Origin of the sequence: Nocardiopsis trehalosi NBRC 14201 (assembly GCF_001552555.1) — a bacterium.
In the GTDB taxonomy this organism is placed as follows: Bacteria; Actinomycetota; Actinomycetes; order Streptosporangiales; family Streptosporangiaceae; genus Nocardiopsis_B; species Nocardiopsis_B trehalosi.
In genome coordinates, this window is the sequence record NZ_BCRK01000038.1 from 22,875 (window position 1) to 38,683 (window position 15,809).

The 15,809-nt window shown below is 76.8% G+C and carries 19 protein-coding genes; 7 read left to right on the forward strand and 12 right to left on the reverse strand.

What is annotated here, in order from left to right:
* Positions 1-8: 8 nt before the first annotated feature.
* The 5 genes from NT8_RS09665 to NT8_RS30270 all read right to left on the reverse strand — a co-directional run bounded on the left by NT8_RS09665 (position 9) and on the right by NT8_RS30270 (position 2,434).
* Complete coding sequence (locus NT8_RS09665; protein ID WP_067966500.1) at positions 9-254, reverse strand: gas vesicle protein GvpG; 246 nt, start codon at positions 252-254, stop codon at positions 9-11.
* Positions 255-272: 18 nt separating this feature from the next.
* Positions 273-1,010 (reverse strand): GvpL/GvpF family gas vesicle protein, encoded by a 738-nt coding sequence (locus NT8_RS09670; protein WP_067966503.1) that lies wholly within the window; start codon positions 1,008-1,010, stop codon positions 273-275.
* A complete protein-coding gene (locus NT8_RS09675; RefSeq protein ID WP_067966505.1) occupies positions 1,007-1,420 on the reverse strand; it encodes a gas vesicle structural protein GvpA in 414 nt (137 codons plus the stop codon). Before NT8_RS09675 ends, NT8_RS09670 begins: the two co-directional genes overlap by 4 nt.
* A 75-nt stretch (positions 1,421-1,495) precedes the next feature.
* A complete protein-coding gene (locus tag NT8_RS09680) occupies positions 1,496-1,813 on the reverse strand; it encodes a gas vesicle protein GvpO (RefSeq protein WP_067966508.1) in 318 nt (105 codons plus the stop codon).
* 291 nt (positions 1,814-2,104) lie between these two features.
* Entirely contained in the window at positions 2,105-2,434 is a 330-nt protein-coding gene (locus tag NT8_RS30270) for a LysR substrate-binding domain-containing protein (RefSeq protein ID WP_174549547.1), read from the reverse strand.
* On the opposite strand from NT8_RS30270, the gene NT8_RS09690 reads away from it, so the two are divergent.
* Positions 2,433-3,092 carry a trimeric intracellular cation channel family protein gene (locus NT8_RS09690; protein ID WP_067966512.1) on the forward strand — a complete coding sequence of 220 codons (660 nt, stop codon included), beginning with the start codon at positions 2,433-2,435 and terminating at the stop codon, positions 3,090-3,092. The genes NT8_RS30270 and NT8_RS09690 overlap by 2 nt on opposite strands.
* A gap of 12 nt (positions 3,093-3,104) precedes the next feature.
* Here the strand turns inward: NT8_RS09690 and NT8_RS09695 are convergent, their stop codons facing one another.
* Positions 3,105-4,007: a LysR family transcriptional regulator gene (locus NT8_RS09695; protein ID WP_067966515.1), complete on the reverse strand. Its 903-nt coding sequence runs from the start codon at positions 4,005-4,007 to the stop codon at positions 3,105-3,107.
* Between the two features lie 110 nt (positions 4,008-4,117).
* Here NT8_RS09695 and NT8_RS09700 point away from each other — a divergent pair, with 110 nt between their 5' ends.
* Both NT8_RS09700 and NT8_RS09705 read left to right on the forward strand, forming a co-directional pair.
* The gene (locus NT8_RS09700; RefSeq protein WP_067966517.1) at positions 4,118-5,047 is read left to right on the forward strand and encodes a serine/threonine dehydratase; all 930 of its coding nucleotides are present in this window, start codon (positions 4,118-4,120) and stop codon (positions 5,045-5,047) included.
* A 131-nt stretch (positions 5,048-5,178) separates the two neighbouring features.
* On the forward strand, positions 5,179-5,847 hold the full coding sequence (locus NT8_RS09705) for a lysophospholipid acyltransferase family protein (RefSeq protein WP_067966520.1): 669 nt from the start codon (positions 5,179-5,181) through the stop codon (positions 5,845-5,847).
* A gap of 80 nt (positions 5,848-5,927) precedes the next feature.
* On the opposite strand, the gene NT8_RS09710 is transcribed toward NT8_RS09705, so the two are convergent.
* From NT8_RS09710 to NT8_RS09720, 3 genes are all read right to left on the reverse strand, one after another.
* On the reverse strand, positions 5,928-7,448 hold the full coding sequence (locus NT8_RS09710; RefSeq protein ID WP_067966522.1) for an aminopeptidase P family protein: 1,521 nt from the start codon (positions 7,446-7,448) through the stop codon (positions 5,928-5,930).
* A 120-nt stretch (positions 7,449-7,568) separates the two neighbouring features.
* Positions 7,569-8,237 (reverse strand): response regulator transcription factor, encoded by a 669-nt coding sequence (locus NT8_RS09715; RefSeq protein ID WP_174549548.1) that lies wholly within the window; start codon positions 8,235-8,237, stop codon positions 7,569-7,571.
* Positions 8,234-9,385 carry a HAMP domain-containing sensor histidine kinase gene (locus tag NT8_RS09720; protein WP_084468786.1) on the reverse strand — a complete coding sequence of 384 codons (1,152 nt, stop codon included), beginning with the start codon at positions 9,383-9,385 and terminating at the stop codon, positions 8,234-8,236. Before NT8_RS09720 ends, NT8_RS09715 begins: the two co-directional genes overlap by 4 nt.
* Positions 9,386-9,509: 124 nt before the next feature.
* Between NT8_RS09720 and NT8_RS09725 the strand changes: the two genes are divergently transcribed.
* Entirely contained in the window at positions 9,510-11,042 is a 1,533-nt protein-coding gene (locus NT8_RS09725) for a DUF1349 domain-containing protein (RefSeq protein WP_067966527.1), read from the forward strand.
* Positions 11,043-11,240: 198 nt separating this feature from the next.
* On the opposite strand, the gene NT8_RS09730 is transcribed toward NT8_RS09725, so the two are convergent.
* Positions 11,241-11,759 (reverse strand): GNAT family N-acetyltransferase, encoded by a 519-nt coding sequence (locus tag NT8_RS09730; RefSeq protein WP_067966530.1) that lies wholly within the window; start codon positions 11,757-11,759, stop codon positions 11,241-11,243.
* A 129-nt stretch (positions 11,760-11,888) separates the two neighbouring features.
* Between NT8_RS09730 and NT8_RS09735 the strand changes: the two genes are divergently transcribed.
* A complete protein-coding gene (locus NT8_RS09735; RefSeq protein WP_067966533.1) occupies positions 11,889-12,986 on the forward strand; it encodes a pyridoxal-phosphate-dependent aminotransferase family protein in 1,098 nt (365 codons plus the stop codon).
* Between the two features lie 121 nt (positions 12,987-13,107).
* Positions 13,108-13,710, forward strand: a complete 603-nt coding sequence (locus NT8_RS09740; RefSeq protein WP_067966536.1) for a histidine phosphatase family protein — start codon at positions 13,108-13,110, stop codon at positions 13,708-13,710.
* A gap of 21 nt (positions 13,711-13,731) precedes the next feature.
* On the opposite strand, the gene NT8_RS09745 is transcribed toward NT8_RS09740, so the two are convergent.
* A complete protein-coding gene (locus tag NT8_RS09745) occupies positions 13,732-14,424 on the reverse strand; it encodes a TetR/AcrR family transcriptional regulator (protein WP_067966538.1) in 693 nt (230 codons plus the stop codon).
* Positions 14,425-14,518: 94 nt separating this feature from the next.
* Here NT8_RS09745 and NT8_RS09750 point away from each other — a divergent pair, with 94 nt between their 5' ends.
* Complete coding sequence (locus tag NT8_RS09750; protein WP_067966541.1) at positions 14,519-15,286, forward strand: NAD(P)-dependent oxidoreductase; 768 nt, start codon at positions 14,519-14,521, stop codon at positions 15,284-15,286.
* A 214-nt stretch (positions 15,287-15,500) separates the two neighbouring features.
* Here NT8_RS09750 and NT8_RS09755 read toward each other — a convergent pair whose 3' ends face one another.
* Entirely contained in the window at positions 15,501-15,722 is a 222-nt protein-coding gene (locus NT8_RS09755) for a DUF3099 domain-containing protein (protein ID WP_067966544.1), read from the reverse strand.
* Positions 15,723-15,809 lie beyond the last annotated feature (87 nt).

The window sequence follows — 15,809 nt, forward strand, 5'->3', positions numbered from 1 at the left end:
TGTTCGTCTCAGGTCGCGTCGCGGTAGCGCTCGGCCTCTTCGAGCCGGTCCAGGAGTTCGTCCTCCATGCGGTCGAACTCCTCCTCGGACAGCTCCCCCGCGTCGACCTGCTCGGCGAGGGCGGCGAGCTGCTGCCGGATGGCCGCGGGGTCGTAGTACTCGCGCTCCGCGGCGTCGAGCACCTGCCGCGCCGTCCAGTCCACGAACCGGATCGGCGCGGCGGGTGCGAGGAGGATCTCCTTGAGCAGGCCCATGGGGCCTCCCTCCCCGGGTCAGCCCGTCTGGGCCGCCTCGGTGACGAAGCTGTACGGGGGCAGCGGGCCGTTGAGCCGGATGTCCATGAGCTCGCCGAGGGCGGCGCGCAGGCCGTTGACCTCCTGGGCGACGTCGTCGAGCCGGTCGCGGTGGACGAGCAGCGAGACGTTGGCCAGGCAGCCGTCGACCGGCGGGCCGATGACGACCTGCTCGGCGTGGGCGCGCAGGGGCCGGACGACGGCCTCGGAGCCGCGGGCCCGCAGGTCCTCCAGCGCCTCGGCGACGCGCTCACCGAACGCCATCCGCTCGGCGGGGGTGCCGCCGCCGGACGCGCGGAGCCGCTCGTTCTCGGCGCGCAGGCCCTCGTCCTCGGTCAGGACGAGGCGCAGGGCGGCCTCCTCGATGTGGGTGGCCTTGACGTTGACCTCGACCCGGTCCTCCAGCGTCGTGAGCAGCCGGTCGTAGTGGTCGCGGGAGCGTTCCAGCTCCGCGGCCACTTCCTCCTCGCTGTCGGCGACGCTGCCGAAGCGCATCGGCAGCACGGACCCGTGCCGGGCCAGCTCCACCAGGACCTCCTGGTGGGCGGCGAGGTCGCGGCGCTTGGCGCGCAGGCCCTCCGGGGCGGTGCTGACCACGGCGGCGAGGCCGGCGGCGCGCACCGAGCGCACCTCGGCGGGCGGCTCGCCCACCCCGGTCAGCTTGGCCGCGTCGAGGACCTCGTTGTCCCGGACGATCCCGTAGACGTAGGTGCTCACTCGTCGCCCTCCTTCTTGGCCGTGCGGCGGCGGCGCACGGGCTGCTTCTCCTTGTCCTGCTCGTCGTCGCGGCCCCGCTGGAAGGACTCCGAGATGGCCTCGGCGGCGCCGCTCAGCGCGCCCTTGGCCTTGCCGTGGGAGCCGCTCTCCATCGTGCCCCCGACCAGGTCGGGCAGGCCCACGCCGCCGCTGCTGGTGAGGTCGAGGCGGTTGCACGCCTCGGCGAACCGCAGGTAGGTGTCGACGCTGGCCACGACGATGCGGACGTCGACGGTGAGGAGTTCGATGCCGACGAGGGAGACTCGCGCGAACACGTCGATGACCAATCCCTTGTCGAGGATGAGGTCGAGGACTTCGTACAGGTTGCCGGACGACTTACCGCCGCCCGAGGACTGCTGCATGACCGTCATGGTCGTCTCCTTCCGTCCGATCCGGCGTCGCCGGGATCGGACCTTGGATCGTGGGTGCGCGGCCGGCGCGAGGGGTCAGCGTCCGTCGCCGCGCCCGCGGGTGTAGCGGCGCACCCGGTTGTAGCCGGTGAGGTCGCCGTCGGAGTCGATGTCGACGGTGTAGGTGGCGAGGAGGCTGACGGTGTCGGGCACGCGCTGGAGTTCGAGGGCCTCCATCGTCACGGACCACCCGTCGCCGGTCTTCTCGACGCCGGACACGTGCTCCACGGCGATGCCGGTGACCTCTTCGAACTGCTCGCGCGCCTGGCGGATGCGCGCCGTCACCGACGGCTTCTTCCTCCGCCGCGCGCCGCCGCCCTCGGCGTCGTCGCGCTCGGTGCTCTCCTCGCTCATGGAACCCCTGTCCCTTCCGGCTTTCTCTACTGGCGGCCGCACGCTGCATGCCCTACCGCGCAAAGGGGGCCTAAAACATGAGGACGGAGAACACCGGCGAACGGCAAGGAAATCGCATAGGGTGGAGGTGTCGTTCCGCGGCGGGGTCAGCGCAGGTCACAGGGGGTACCCCGGGGCGGTGTCGGACCACGCGGAGGGCCGGCCGGGGGAATTTCCGTGGCGTGCGCCGCAACGGCGGAAAGGCCGGGGACTTTCGTCCTGAAATGGACCTGTGATCGGCTGATGGTGCCTTTACGGGTACGTTCCGTCACCATTCCCGCCCTCTCCTCCCGCCCCCCGGTGCGCTCGCTCCCCGCCCGCGCCGACCGCCCCCAGGGCCGCCGCTGCGGCGTCCAGGGCCGCGAGCCCGCGCGCGATCAGCGGCTGGTCCGCGCTCCCCCGCCGCACGCACGCGATGAGCCGGCGCGAGGGCACGGGACTCCCGGTCAGCCGCACCCGCACCACCCGGTGCTCGGGCGGCACCGGGGCCAGGCGCGGGATGAGGCAGACCCCGAACCCGTGCGCCACCAGCCCCGAGATCGCCAGCCACTCCCCGTTGGACCGCGGCGAGAGCTGAGGCATGGACACCGCTACGCTCCTGCTCCTGCTCGACCTCGCGGGCGTGTTCGCGTTCGCGGTCGACGGCGCGCTCACCGCGATCCGGTCGGGCCGCGTGGACATCGTCGGCGTCGTCGTGCTGGGCGTGGTCACCGCCATGGGCGGCGGGGTCATCCGCGACCTGCTCCTGGGGGTGCCGCCCGCGACCTTCCAGGACTGGCGCTACCTGGCGGTCGCCATGTCCGCCGCGCCGCTCGCGTTCCTGCTCGACCGGCGGCTGGACCACCTGGCGCGGCCCATCGCCCTGGCCGACGCGGCCGGGCTGAGCCTGTTCTGCGTCACCGGGGCGGCCAAGGCCGTGGAGGCCGGGATCGGGCCGGTGCAGGCGATCGTGCTGGGCGGGATCACCGGGGTGGGCGGGGGCACGCTGCGCGACGTGCTGATGGACCGGGTGCCGACCGTGCTCAGCCGCGACAGCCACCTCTACGCCATCCCGGCGCTGACCGGGGCGGCCGTGGTGGTGGTCGCCGCCGTGGCGGGCGCGGCGGGGGCCTGGCCGGCGTTCGCCGGGGCCGCGGCGTGCTTCGCGCTGCGCGCCGGCTCGCTGCGCTACCGGTGGCGGGCGCCCGCGCCGCGCGGCGGCTCGCCGCCCCCGCCGGCCGCACCGCCCCCGGCGGACTGACGGCCGGGCCGGTCAGCCGTTGACGCGTTCGGCGGCGGTGCGCAGCACGGCGACCATCGCCGGCACCGGCGGATAGGGCCGGCGGCGGTGCACGGCGTAGATCTCGCGGGCGGGGCGGTCACCGCCCGGCGGCTGCGCGGTCCACCCGCCGGGGGACGCGGCGCGCAGGATGCTGCGCGGGATGAGCCCCACCCCCACCCCCGCGCGGATGAGCGCCAGGGACACCTCGTAGTCGCGGGTCTCGTAGGCGACGTCGAGCCGCACGCCCTCGGCGCGGGCGGCGGAGTCCAGGGCGGTGCGGTTGGAGATGCCGGGCGCGCCGCAGATCCACTCCTCATCGGCCAGGTCGGCCAGCCGGGGGCGGGTGCCCGCCGCGGGGTGGCCCTCGGGCAGGACGAGCAGCAGCGGGTCGACGAGGAGCCGTTCGCGGTGCAGGCCGGTGGTGGCGGGCAGCGGCACACCGGGGTAGCTGTGGGTGATGAGCAGGTCCAGTTCGCCCGAGGTCACCAGCCCGTAGCCGTCGGGCGGCTCGACGTCGGACAGCGCCAGCCGCACGTGCGGGTGGGCGCGGCCGAACTCGGCGAGCGCGCGGGGCACCAGCACCTTGCCGGCGCTGGCGAAGGCCCCCAGCGACAGCCGGCGGGGCGCCTCGCCCTGGACGGCGCGGACGGCGGCCTCGGCCGCGCGCAGCTCGCCCAGGACGCGCTCGCCGTGGTCGAGCAGCACCCGCCCCGCCGGGGTGAGCCGGGCGCCGCCGCGGCCGCGTTCGACCAGGGCGCAGCCGAGTTCGCGTTCGAGCTTGGCGAGCTGCTGGGAGACGGCGGGCGCGGTGAAGGACAGGCGCTCGGCGGCGCCGGTGATGGACCCGGCGTGCGCGATCTCGACGAGCACGCGGAGCCGGTTGGCGTCGAGCACGGGGACCCGCCTTACCCGGTGGCGGCGGCCGCCCCCGCAATGAAGCAGTACTTCACGATCATTAGCACAATCGAATGTAACTTAACCCCGGCGCCGGGCAGAGTGGGAGGATGAGCACCCGCACCGCGGCACCGCCCCGGACCCCGACCGCCGCCGACGTCCGGGCGGCGGCCGCACGCATCGCCCCCTACGCCCGCCGCACCCCGCTGCTGCGCGCCACCGTCGACGGCCGCCCCCTCACCCTCAAGCTGGAGCACCTCCAGCTCACCGGCGCGTTCAAGCTGCGCGGCGCGCTCAACGCGCTGCTCGCCGGCCCGCCCACCGACCGGGTCGTCACCGCCTCCGGCGGCAACCACGGCCTGGGCGTCGCGGCGGCGGCCCGGCTGCTGGGCCTGGAGGCCGTCGTCTACGTCCCCGAGACCGTGCCCGCCGTCAAGGCGCGCCGCCTGGAGGCGTCGGGCGCCGCGGTCGTGCGGGTCGGCTCCCACTACGCCGAGGCGGCGGCCGCCGCCGTCGACCGCGCCGAGGCCGAGGGCCTCCGCTACCTGCACGCCTACGACGACCCCGACGTGGTCGCCGGGCAGGGCACCGTGGGGTACGAGATCGCCGCCGACGCGCCCGAGTGCGACACCGTCGCGGTGGCGGTGGGCGGCGGCGGGCTGGTCGCGGGCGTGCGCCTGGGCGCGGCCGGCCGGCGCGTGGTGGGCGTCGAGCCCGAGGGGTGCCGCGGCCTGCACGCCGCGCTGGAGGCGGGCCGCCCGGTCACCGGGCCGGTCGACTCCGTGGCGTCCTCCGCGCTGGGCGCCGCGCGGGTGGGCGACGTCCCGTTCGCGGTGCTGCGCGCGCACCCGGTCGACACCGCGCTGGTCACCGACGCCGAGATCACCTCGGCCCGCGACCGGCTGTGGGAGGAGTTCCGCGTCGCCGCCGAACCCGCCGCGGCGGTGCCCTTCGCCGCGTGGCTGGCGGGGCGGGTGCCCGGCGAGCACCCGTGCCTGGTGGTGTGCGGCGCCAACGCCGACTGGACCGCCGCCGACTGAGCCCGTCCCGCGCCGACCGCCCCGCGCATCCGGCTCCCCTCCCCCCGGAAGCCGACCTGGCGGTCGGAGGGCCGCCCGCGCCCGGCTACATTTAGCGGCGACGGTGCCAGGGGTGAACGAGCGGGGGACGCGTGCTGTACGACACGCTGCGCGAGATCGGGTCGAGGCTGGGCAGAGCGGTCTACCGGCCGCGGATCGACGGGCTCGCCAACGTCCCCGCCGACGGGCCGGTCATCCTCGCCAGCAACCACCTGTCGTTCTCCGACAGCGTCGTGATCCCGCTGGCCGTCCCCCGCCGCGTCCGGTTCCTCGCCAAGGCCGAGTACTTCGAGTCGCCCGGGGTGAAGGGCCGGCTGTCCAAGGCGGTGTTCACCGCGCTGGGCGCCGTCCCGGTGCGGCGCGGCACGGGCCGCGACGCGGTCGAGGCGCTGGAGGTCGGGTTGCGCTGCCTCAAGGACGGCGAGGCGTTCTCCCTCTACCCCGAGGGCACCCGCTCCCCCGACGGCCGCCTGTACCGGGGCCGCACCGGCGTGGCCCACCTGGCACTGACCTCGGGCGCCCCGGTGGTGCCGGTGGCGCTGGCCGGGACCGAGCGCATCCAGCCCATCGGCGCGCGGATGCCGCGGATCAGCCCGGTGCGCATCCGGTTCGGGGCGCCGATGGACTTCTCCCACGGCTACGGCCACCTCAAGACCGGCCGCGCCCGCCGGGTGGTGACCGACGAGATCATGGCGGCCATCCGCGAGCTGTCGGGCCAGGAGGACGCCGGCGTCTACAACGAGCGCTCCGCCGGGGCGTAGCCGGCGTCCGCGCCGCCGGGCCCGGCCCCCGGCACCGCGCGCCCGCCGCGGGGCGCGGCGCCGGCCGGAGCGGGGCGCGGTCAGACCTCCAGCGGGCGGCCGGCCAGCCAGGCCTCCACGTCGGCGGAGGTGCGCGGCAGGGCCGCGGACAGCACCCGGTTGCCGTCGGCGGTGACCAGCACGTCGTCCTCGATGCGCACCCCGATACCGCGCAGCTCCTCGGGCGCGGTCAGGTCGTCGGGCTGGAAGTACAGGCCCGGCTCGACGGTGAGGACCATCCCGGGCAGCAGGTCGCCGTCGCGGTGCACCTCGGTGCGCGACGCGGCGCAGTCGTGCACGTCCAGGCCGAGCATGTGCCCGGTGCCGTGCAGCGTGTAGCGGCGCTGCAGTCCCAGCTCCAGGACCCGGTCGAGCGGGCCCTCCAGCAGCCCCCAGGCGATGAGCCCTTCGGCGAGGACGCGCTGGGCGGCGCGGTGGAAGTCGCGGAAGGGGCGGCCCGGGGCGACCGCGGCGATCCCGGCCTCCTGGGCGGCGTACACCAGGTCGTAGACGCGCCGCTGCGCGTCGGTGAACACGCCGGAGACGGGCAGGGTGCGGGTGACGTCGGCGGTGTAGAGGGTGTCGGTCTCGACGCCCGCGTCGAGCAGCAGCAGGTCGCCGTCGCGCACCGGGCCGTCGTTGCGCACCCAGTGCAGGGTGGTGGCGTTGGGGCCGGACGCGGCGATGGTGCCGTAGCCGACGTCGTTGCCCTCGACCCGCGCGCGCAGGAAGAACGTGCCTTCGACGTAGCGCTCGGAGGTGGCCTTGGCCTGCGGCAGCGCCGCGACGACGTCGGCGAACCCGCGGACGGTTGAGTCGACGGCCCGCTGCAGCTGGCCCACCTCCCACTCGTCCTTGACCAGGCGCTGGTCGTGCAGCGCGACGGCGAACTCCGCGTCGCGCGCGGCGGCGGCCTCGGCCGGGGTGACGCCGTCCTCGGGCGCGGGGGCGCCGGGCAGCTCGGCGACGACCGCCTCCAGGGCGGGGTCGTGGCCGCGCACGATGCGGGTGGGGGCGGGCGGTGCGGCCCGCAGCACGCTCGGCAGCTCGCGCACGTCGTGGGTCGCCAGGCCGAGCAGGACCCCGGCCTCGGCGAGGCCGAACCGGCGGCCCGACCACAGCTCGCCGTGGCCGTCGAGCCAGAACTCGCCGTTGGAGCGGTCGGAGCGGGGCCGCAGGTAGGCCGTGACGTCGTGGCCGCCGCCGGGGCGCGGCTCGAACACCAGGCAGGCGTCGTCGGACTGGTCGCCGCAGAGGTACACGTAGTCGCTGGCGGCGCGGAACGCGTACTCGGTGTCGTTGGAGCGGGTCTTCAGCGTGCCGGCGGGCACCACCAGGCGCTCGCCGGGGAACCGGGCGCTGACGGCGGCGCGCCGCTTCGCGGCGTAGGGGGCCTGGTCGATCGGGTCGAGGTCGCGCAGTTCGGTGTCGGCCCAGCCGGTGCGCATCCACTCGGCCAGTTCGGGCGAGACGTGCTGCTCCTGGCCGTTCTTCCGTGGCCGGAACACCGGGGCGTCGCCGCCGGAGGTGCCGTGGTCCGTCGGGTCCTGGTGCTCGGTCACGGTGGTCCTCCTGCGCGCGTCGAACGGGTGCGGCCGCTTGTGGCGGCCCTCCCCCCATCGTAGGAGCGGCCCCCACCCCCGGCCACCCCGCCCGCCGGTGCGGGGGCGCGGCCCGCCCGGTCAGGGGGCGGGGTCGGCGACGCGGTAGCCCACGCCGGGCGTGGTCAGGATGACCGCGGGGCCGCCGAGTTTCCGGCGCAAGCGGCTGATGGTGACGGCGACGGTGTTGGTGAACGGGTCGGCGTGCTCGTCCCAGGCCTTCTCCAGCAGGTCCTCGGCGCTGAGGAAAGCCGGGGCGGCGTCCAGGAGGGCTTCGAGGACGGCGAACTCCTTCACCGAGAGGTCGAGCCGGCGGCCGTCGCGGGTGGCCGTGCGGCGCGCCGGGTCGAGCTCGACGCCCGCCGCGCGCAGCGTGCGGGCGCGGACGAAGGGCCGGCGGCGCGCCAGGGCGCGGACGCGGGCCACCAGTTCGGGGAAGTGGAACGGCTTGGTGAGGTAGTCGTCGGCGCCGAGGGTGAGGCCGCCGACCCGGTCGCCGGGCGCGTCGGCGGCGGTCAGCATCAGCACCATGGCGCGGCCCCCGCCCTCGGTGATCATCCGGCAGAGGACGTCGCCGTGGATGCCCGGCAGGTCGCGGTCGAGGACCACCACGTCGTAGGCGTTGGCGTCGATCCGGGCGGCCGCCGCGAGGCCGTCGTGCGCCGCGTCGACCGCCATGCCCTGGTCGCGCAGTCCCTCGACCAGGACGTCGGCGAGGGCGCGCGCGTCCTCCACCACCAGCACCCTCACCGCTGGTCTCCCGGCCGTGTGTCGGCCGCCGGCAGGGTGACGACGGCCCGCAGGCCGCCCTCGGGACGGGCGCTCAGGTCCAGGCCGCCGCCGTGCGCGGTGGCGATGGCGGCGACGATGGAGAGGCCGAGGCCGGACCCGCCGCCGGTCCGGTCGGCGCCGAGCCGCTGGAACGGCTGCCCCAGCCGGGCGAGCCGCACCGGGTCGAGCACCGGCCCGTCGGTCTCCACGGTGAGCCGCGCCACCGCGCCGTCGGCCGCGGCGGCGACCCGGATGCGCCCGCCCTCGCGGTTGTGGACGACGGCGTTGTCGACGAGGTTGTCGACCAGCCGGGTCAGGAGGGTGCGACTGCCCGGGGCGAGCACCCCCGGCCGGACGCCGGAGTCGTCCACGGACAGGCCCCGCTCGGCGATGTCGGCGGCCCGAGCGGCCGCCGACGCGGCCAGGACGCGGTCGAGGGGGACCGGCGCCCGGTCGGACAGCGCGTCGTGCTGCATGCGGGCGAGCATCAGGAACCCTTCGAGGAGCCGGTCGACCTGGTCGAGCTCGGCGCGGACGCGGTCGGCCAGCGCGATCGTCTGCGCCGGAACGGGGCCGGGCTTGGCCGCGGCGACGTCGAGCGCGGCGCGCATGGTCGCCAGCGGGGTGCGCAGCTCGTGGGCGGCGTTGGCGACGAACCGTCGCTGCGCGGCGAAGGCGCCCTCCAGGCGCTCCAGCAGACCGTCGATGGTGTCGGCGAGGCCGGTCACCTCGTCGGCCGGCCCCCGCAGGGCCAGCCGCTCGTGCAGGTTGTCGGCGGAGATCCGCCGGGTGGCGGCGGTGACGGCGCGCAGGGGCCGCAGCACCCGGCCCGCCAGGAACCGGCCCAGCACCACCGAGGCGACGGCCATGACCGCGAGGGCGGCCGCCGACCCGGCGAGCAGCTGCTCCGCCTGCTCCGCCCGGATCTGGTCGAGCCGGCCCTGGAGCAGGCCGATCTGCTCCAGGGCGGCCGCGAGCGTGGCCGGCCGCTCCGCCGGGACCGTGCCGGGGGCGGGTTCGACCATCCGCCCGCCGGCGGCGAGGTTGGTCAGGGCCAGCAAGGCGGCCCCGGACAGCAGGAACGCGGCGGCGTACAGCAGCGTGAACCGCCCCCGGACCGTCCGCATAGGCCCCCCTGGCATCCCGTCCCCTTCCGTCGCCGCCGGCCCCCAGCATGCCGTGTCCGGCATAACAGCGGCATGACGGCCGCCGTTCGGACCCGGTCACGGCCGACCCCGTAGAACCGGCCGCATGACAGAGACCGAAGAGACATCCCGCCCGCCGTGGAGCGCTCTCGTGCCCCGCGCGTGGGCGCTGTTCCACACCCGGGGCCGGGTGGCCGCCATGGCGTCCGCGGTACTGGTCGTCGTCCTGCTCGGGGCGGCGTCCGCGTTCGCCGCCACCGCCGGCGGGTCGTCCTGCGCCGAAGGGACGGTCGAGGTGGCCTGCCCCACCGACCCGGTGGGGCCGCACGGCGGCGCGGTGAGCGACGCGTTCTCCTTCGCGCACCAGCCCCTCGGCGAGGATGGCTCCATCACCGTGCGCCTGGCCTCGATGACCGGCGTCGTCACCTACCCGCCGCCCGACCACGACGAGATCGTCCCGGGTCTCGCGCCCTGGGCGAAGGCCGGCGTCATGATCAAGGCCGGTACCGCACCGGGGTCGCCGTACGCGGCGCTCATGGCGACGGGCGAGCACGGCGTCCGGATGCAGTACGACTACACCGAGGACGTCGCGGGTCGCCTCGGCGGCGCCGCCGGGGACGCGCCGCGCTGGCTGCGCCTGACCCGCTCCGGCGACGACGTGACCGGACACGAGTCCGCCGACGGGAGGCGGTGGACCGAGGTCGGCACCGCGCACCTTCCGGGACTGCCGGAGACCGTCCAGGTGGGCATGTTCGCCACCTCCCCGGGCGACCTGACGCTGCGGCCGGTCGGCCTCGGAGCGCACCTGGCCCAGACCCGGTTCACCCAGGCGACCGCCGTCTTCGAGGAGGTCCGGGTCGAGGGTGCCGCCGACGGGGAGTGGCGGCACACGCAGGTCGGCGACATGGGCCACACCGACTGGGAGAAGAACCACCGGGCGCCGGGCGTCACCGAGGCGGACGGCGCGTTCACCGTCACCGGCAGCGGGGACATCGGGCCGGTCGGCACGGTGGGCGGCCCTTCGGTCGAGGACGCGCTGGTCGGCCTGGCCCCCGGTCTGCTCGTCGTGCTGGTGGTGGCGGCGCGGTTCGCGGCCGCCGGCCCTCCGCCCTCGGGCCGCGGGCTCGCGGCGCGGGCGGTCGTGGTGGGCGCCGGCGCGTTCGCGGCCGGACTGGCCGCCGCGGGCGCCGCGACCCTGCTGGGCGAGTGGATCCTGCGCTCCGGCGGCGCGGGGACGGCGCCGGTGCCGATGTCCGCGCACCTGGGTCTCGTCGCCGGCACGGCCGGGCTCTTCGCGGCGTCGGCGGTGTTCGGCCTCGCGGTCGGCGCGCTGGTGCGGCGCACGTGGGCGGCGGCGGTCCTGGCGCCCGCGGCGCTGCTCCTCCCCTATCTGGCGGCGGTCCTGCCGCTGCTGCCGGACGGGGCGGCCGACCACCTGCTGCGCCTCACCCCGGCCGCGGGCTTCGCCGTGACGCAGACCCTTCGGGAGTTCCCCCAGGTGGTCGCGCATTACGCCCCGTCGGCGGGGTACTTCCCGCTGCCCGGCTGGGCGGGGCTCGCCGTCCTCTGCGGCTACGCCGCGGCCCTGTTGGGCCTCGCCGCCCTCCGGTCGCACCGCGCCGCCGCACCGGCGCGGTAAGGCCCCGGCGCGCGCACCGCCGGGGCCTGCTCCGCCCGGGCCGGGCGGCCTGGGCGGAGCAGGGCACCGCTGCGGGACCGCGAGCCCCTGGGGAAAGGGCGGGCCGGACCTCGACGGCGGGGCGCCCCGACAGCCGCTCTCGGGCCGGACGCACGGCGGGCCGCCGGATGCCGCGGTCCGCGCCGCACGCGGGGCGGTCTAAGCGGGCAGGTCCTTGGTGAAGGCGTAGTAGGCGCGGGCGCCCGAGGGGTCGACGCCCTGGGCCGGGTCGAGGGCGTAGCCCAGCGCCTCGTACAGGGCGACCGCCTCGGGCTGGGCCGGGCCGGTCGTCAGGAGCACCCGCGCGTACCCGGCGCGGGCGGCCGCCGCCTCCAGCTCCGCCATGACGCGCCGGCCCAGCCCGCGCCGCCGGTGCGCGCCGGCGGTCCAGACCCGCTTGAACTCGGCGGCGCCGGGGGTGACGGCGCGGCGGAACGCGCCGCCGGCGACCGGCGCCCCGTCCTCCTCCAGCAGCACCACGCCGCCGTGCGGCGGGGCGAACTCCGCGTCGGGGTGGCCGGCCATCTCGCGGGCGGCGGCCTCGGCGCCGTAGCGCCGCCGGTACTCGTCGGCCAGCTCCGCCACCATCGGGGCCGTCGCCGGGTCGGCCATGGTGACCAACCGCACCCGCTGCTCCGCCCGCCGGTCCGGACGCGTCCCGGTCCCGCTCACCGTCATCCCCACGTGCTCCCTCCGCTGCCGGGGCGCCCCCGGTCGGGGCCGCCGCCAGCGCGCAACGCGCGGAGGGCGACCGCCATTCCCGGGACGCGGCCGCGCCGGTGGGCGGGCGGCCCTAGAGTGATCCGCATGGCTTTGACCGAGCGCATCCTCCTCGGCCCCGGGCCGAGCAACCCCTACCCCGAGGCCACCGCCGGGCTCGCCGCGCCGCTGCTGGGCCACCTCGACCCCGAGTTCATCGCCCTGCTCGAACGCGCCTGCGACCGGCTGCGCGGGCTGTGGGGCACCGCCAACCCGCTGACGCTGCCGCTGTCGGGGACCGGGTCGATCGGGATGGAGGCGGCGTTCGCCAACACCGTCCGGCCGGGCGACGTCGCCGTGGTCGCGGTGAACGGCCTGTTCGGCGAGCGCATGTGCGCGGTGGCGGCCCGCTACGGCGCGCAGGTGGTCCGGGTGGAGCACGCGTGGGGCTCGCCCGTCGACGTCGACCGCGTGCTGGCCGCCCACCCCTCCCCCGTGATCGTCGCCGCCGTCCACGCCGAGACCTCCACCGGGGCGGTGAGCGACATCGCGGCGCTGGGCACGGCGGTGCGCGCCCGCTCCGCCGACACGCTGCTGGTCGTCGACTGCGTGACCTCGCTCGGCGGGATGGAGCTGGAGCTGGACGCGTGGGGCGTCGACATCGCCTACGCGGGCACGCAGAAGTGCCTGGGCGTGGCCCCGGGGCTGGCCCCGTTCACCTTCTCCGAGCGGGCGTGGGCGCGCCGCGTCCCCGACCCGCCCGTGTGGTACCTCGACCTGGGCCTGCTCGGCGCCTACGTGCGCGGCGGCCCCGGCGGGCGCACCTACCACCACACCGCGCCGGTGGCGCTGGTGGCGTCGCTGGGCGCGGCGCTGGAACGCATCGCCGCCGAGGGGATGCCGACCGTCGCCGAGCGCCACCGCGCGGCCGGTGCCCGGCTCCAGGAGGGGCTACGCGAGCTGGACCTGGAGCTGTTCGCGGCCGAGGGGCACCGGCTGCCGCAGCTCACCTCGGTGCGGGTGCCCGATGACGTCGACTCCGCCAAGGTGCGCGAGCGGCTGCTCGCCGAGTACGGCATCGAGATCGGCGCGGGCGTCGGCGCGTACGCCGCGTCGGTGTGGCGCATCGGGCTGATGGGGCACAACGCCCGGCTCGACCGCGCCGAGCTGGCCCTGGCCGCCCTGCGCCGGGTCCTGGGCCGCTGACCCGGGGCGCGGCCGGCGGGCGGCGCCGCGCGGGGCCGGTTGCGCGGGGCCGGGTCGGTTAGCGTACGGAGGCGGCGGGCCGGGGCGGTCCGCCGCCGCGCGCGAAGGGGGTTGATCGGCCATGGGCGAACTGCTGCTGGTCCGGCACGGCGAGACCGAGTGGAGCAGGAACCACTGGCACACCGGGCGCACCGACGTCCCGCTCACCGAGCGCGGCGCGGAGCAGGCCCGGGCGCTGCGCCCGCTGCTGGCCCGGCGCCGGATCGCCCGGGTGCTCACCAGCCCGCTGCGGCGGGCCGCGCACACCGCCGAACTCGCCGGGCTCACCGGCGCCGAACCCGAGCCCCGGCTCATGGAGTGGGACTACGGCGGCTACGAGAAGCTGACCACCCCCGAGATCCAGCGCACCCGGCCGGGGTGGGACCTGTGGGCGGACGGCGTGGTCCCCGGTGACGCCGAGCACCCCGGGGAGACGCTGCGCGACGTGGCGGCCCGCACCGAGGCGGTGATCGCCGACGTCGACCCGCTGCTGCGCGGCGGCGACGGCGACGTGGTGCTGGTGGCCCACGGGCACGTCCTGCGCGTGCTCGCCGCCCGCCGCCTGGGGCTCGACCCGGCGGCGGGCGCGGTGCTGCGCCTGGACACCGCCACCCTCAGCAGCCTGGGCACCGAGCACGACCGCCCGGTCATCACCGGCTGGAACCTGCCCCCGGACGGCGCCTGACCGCGCGGGCGGCGGCCCGCCTCACCCGGCGTCGCCGGGCGCGTCGCCGTCGGGCCGCAGGGCGCCGAGGATCAGGTCGAGCCCGGCCGTGAACTCGCCCGCGTGGTCGTAGCCCGGTCGCAGGGCGTGCTCGGTGATGGCCTCCGCGAGGTGCGGGTAATCGCCGGTCGGCAGGTCGCGCAGGATGCCCGTCGCGACCTCGTCCAGTTCGGCCGGGCCGGTGAACGGCAGGCTCCGCTCCTGGAGGACGAAGCCGTAGAGGTAGCTGTCGATCACCGAGAAGGCGCGCACGGCCGCCGCGACGGAGAAGCCGCCCGCGCGCAGGGCGCCCAGGACGGCGTCGTGGTGGCGCAGGGTCGCCGGGCCGGGTGTGCTGCGCGAGTCCAGGAGGCCCACGGCCCAGGGGTGGCGGAGCAGGGCCGCGCGCGTCGACGCGGCGCGGTCGCGCATGGCCCCCCGCCAGTCCGCGGCCGGCTTCGGGGGTTCGATCTCGTCGAACACCGCGTCGACCATCCCGTCGAGGATGTCGTCGCGGCCCGCCACGTGGTTGTAGAGCGACATCGCCTCGGCGCCCAGCCGGGCGGCGAGCGCCCGCATCGTGACCCCGGGCTCCCCCTTCTCGTCGGCCAGCGCCACCGCGGCGGCGACAATCCGGGCGCGGCTGAGCGGCGCCCCTTGCCGCCCGGCGCGCCGGCCCTTACCGCGCTCGCTCATGGGCGTCTCCCTCCGACTACTACCGCCCCCGCTACTTACGGTGTAAGTTTAGCTTACTTACACCGTAAGTAAGATCAGAGGCGGGAGAACGGGCATGGCAACGAACCCGGTCCGGAAGGTCTGCGTCATCGGCGCCTCGGGGAAGCTCGGGCGCTACATGGTCCGGCACGCGCTGGACCGCGGCTACGCGGTCGTCGGCGTGTGCCGCGAACGCAGCGTCCCCAAGCTCGCCGCGTACGAGGGCGAGATCACGGTCGTCCCCGGCGCCACGAACGACCCCGACGTGATCCGGCGGGCGGTCGCCGGGTGCGACGGCGTGCTGACCGTCCTGGTCCCGTGGGGGGTGCGGCAGTACTCGTCGGGCACGGCGCAGGCGGTCCTCGACCACGCCGACCCCGGCGCGCGCCTGGTCTTCTCCTGCGGGTGGCACATCACCCGGGACGGCCTGGACCGCTACTCGCGGCTGTTCCGGGCGACCCTGAAGGTCACCGCCCGGCTGGCCCGCCTGGTGCGCGCCGTCGAGATCGACGACCAGGTCGAGGCGTGCCGGCGGATCTTCGCCAGCGACCGCAGGTGGACCGTCGTCCGGGGCAGCAGCCTCGAAGAGGGCGAGAGCCAGGGCCTGCCCGTGTGGAGCCGCCACGTCGGCGACCCCGTCCTGGCGAGCAACCGGACCCGGCGGGTCGACTTCGCCCTGTTCATGGTCGAGGCGCTCACCGACGACACGCTCGTCCACGAGGCCCCGGCGATCGTCGGGCGCCTGACGCCCAGCGCGCTGGCCCACGCCGGCCGGACCGACCCGCCCGCGCAGGGCACGGCCGCCCCTCGGCGGACACGCCCTGAGGAGGGCGCTCCGGGGTGACGGGATCGGCGGGCGGCCTCACCGCTGCTGCGCCGGCCGGCGCGGCGGAGGCCACAGGCGGTACTCGCAGGCCGTCCGCGAGCGGCCGTGCGGGCCCCGCTGGGCGCAGCCGCAGCGCCCGCGGAGCGGCGCCCGGCAGGGGCGTGGCCGCGAGCCCGGTACGGTCCGCGACCACGGCCCGGCGCCGCACCGGGCCGCGCGGGCAGCGGGCCGGCTAGCGGTCGGCGTTGGGGCCGTAGCGGGTGTCGTGGTCGTCCGGGTCGTCGGGGTCGGCGGTGTTGCCGATGGCGGCGGCGACCGGCGGCAGCACCATGGCGACCACGCACATGCCCACCGCCCACCCGGCCCCGAGCAGGTGGTAGACCGGCAGCGACCCGGCGAACAGCACCAGGCAGGTGCCCATCAGCCAGGCGTAGCGGCGGACCCGCCGTTTCATCCCTCCAGCGTAGCCGCCCCGGCGGCGGCCGGCCGGGGCGCCGGGAGCGGTGCGGCGGTGCGGCGGCCCGCGCGGGCCGCCGCACCC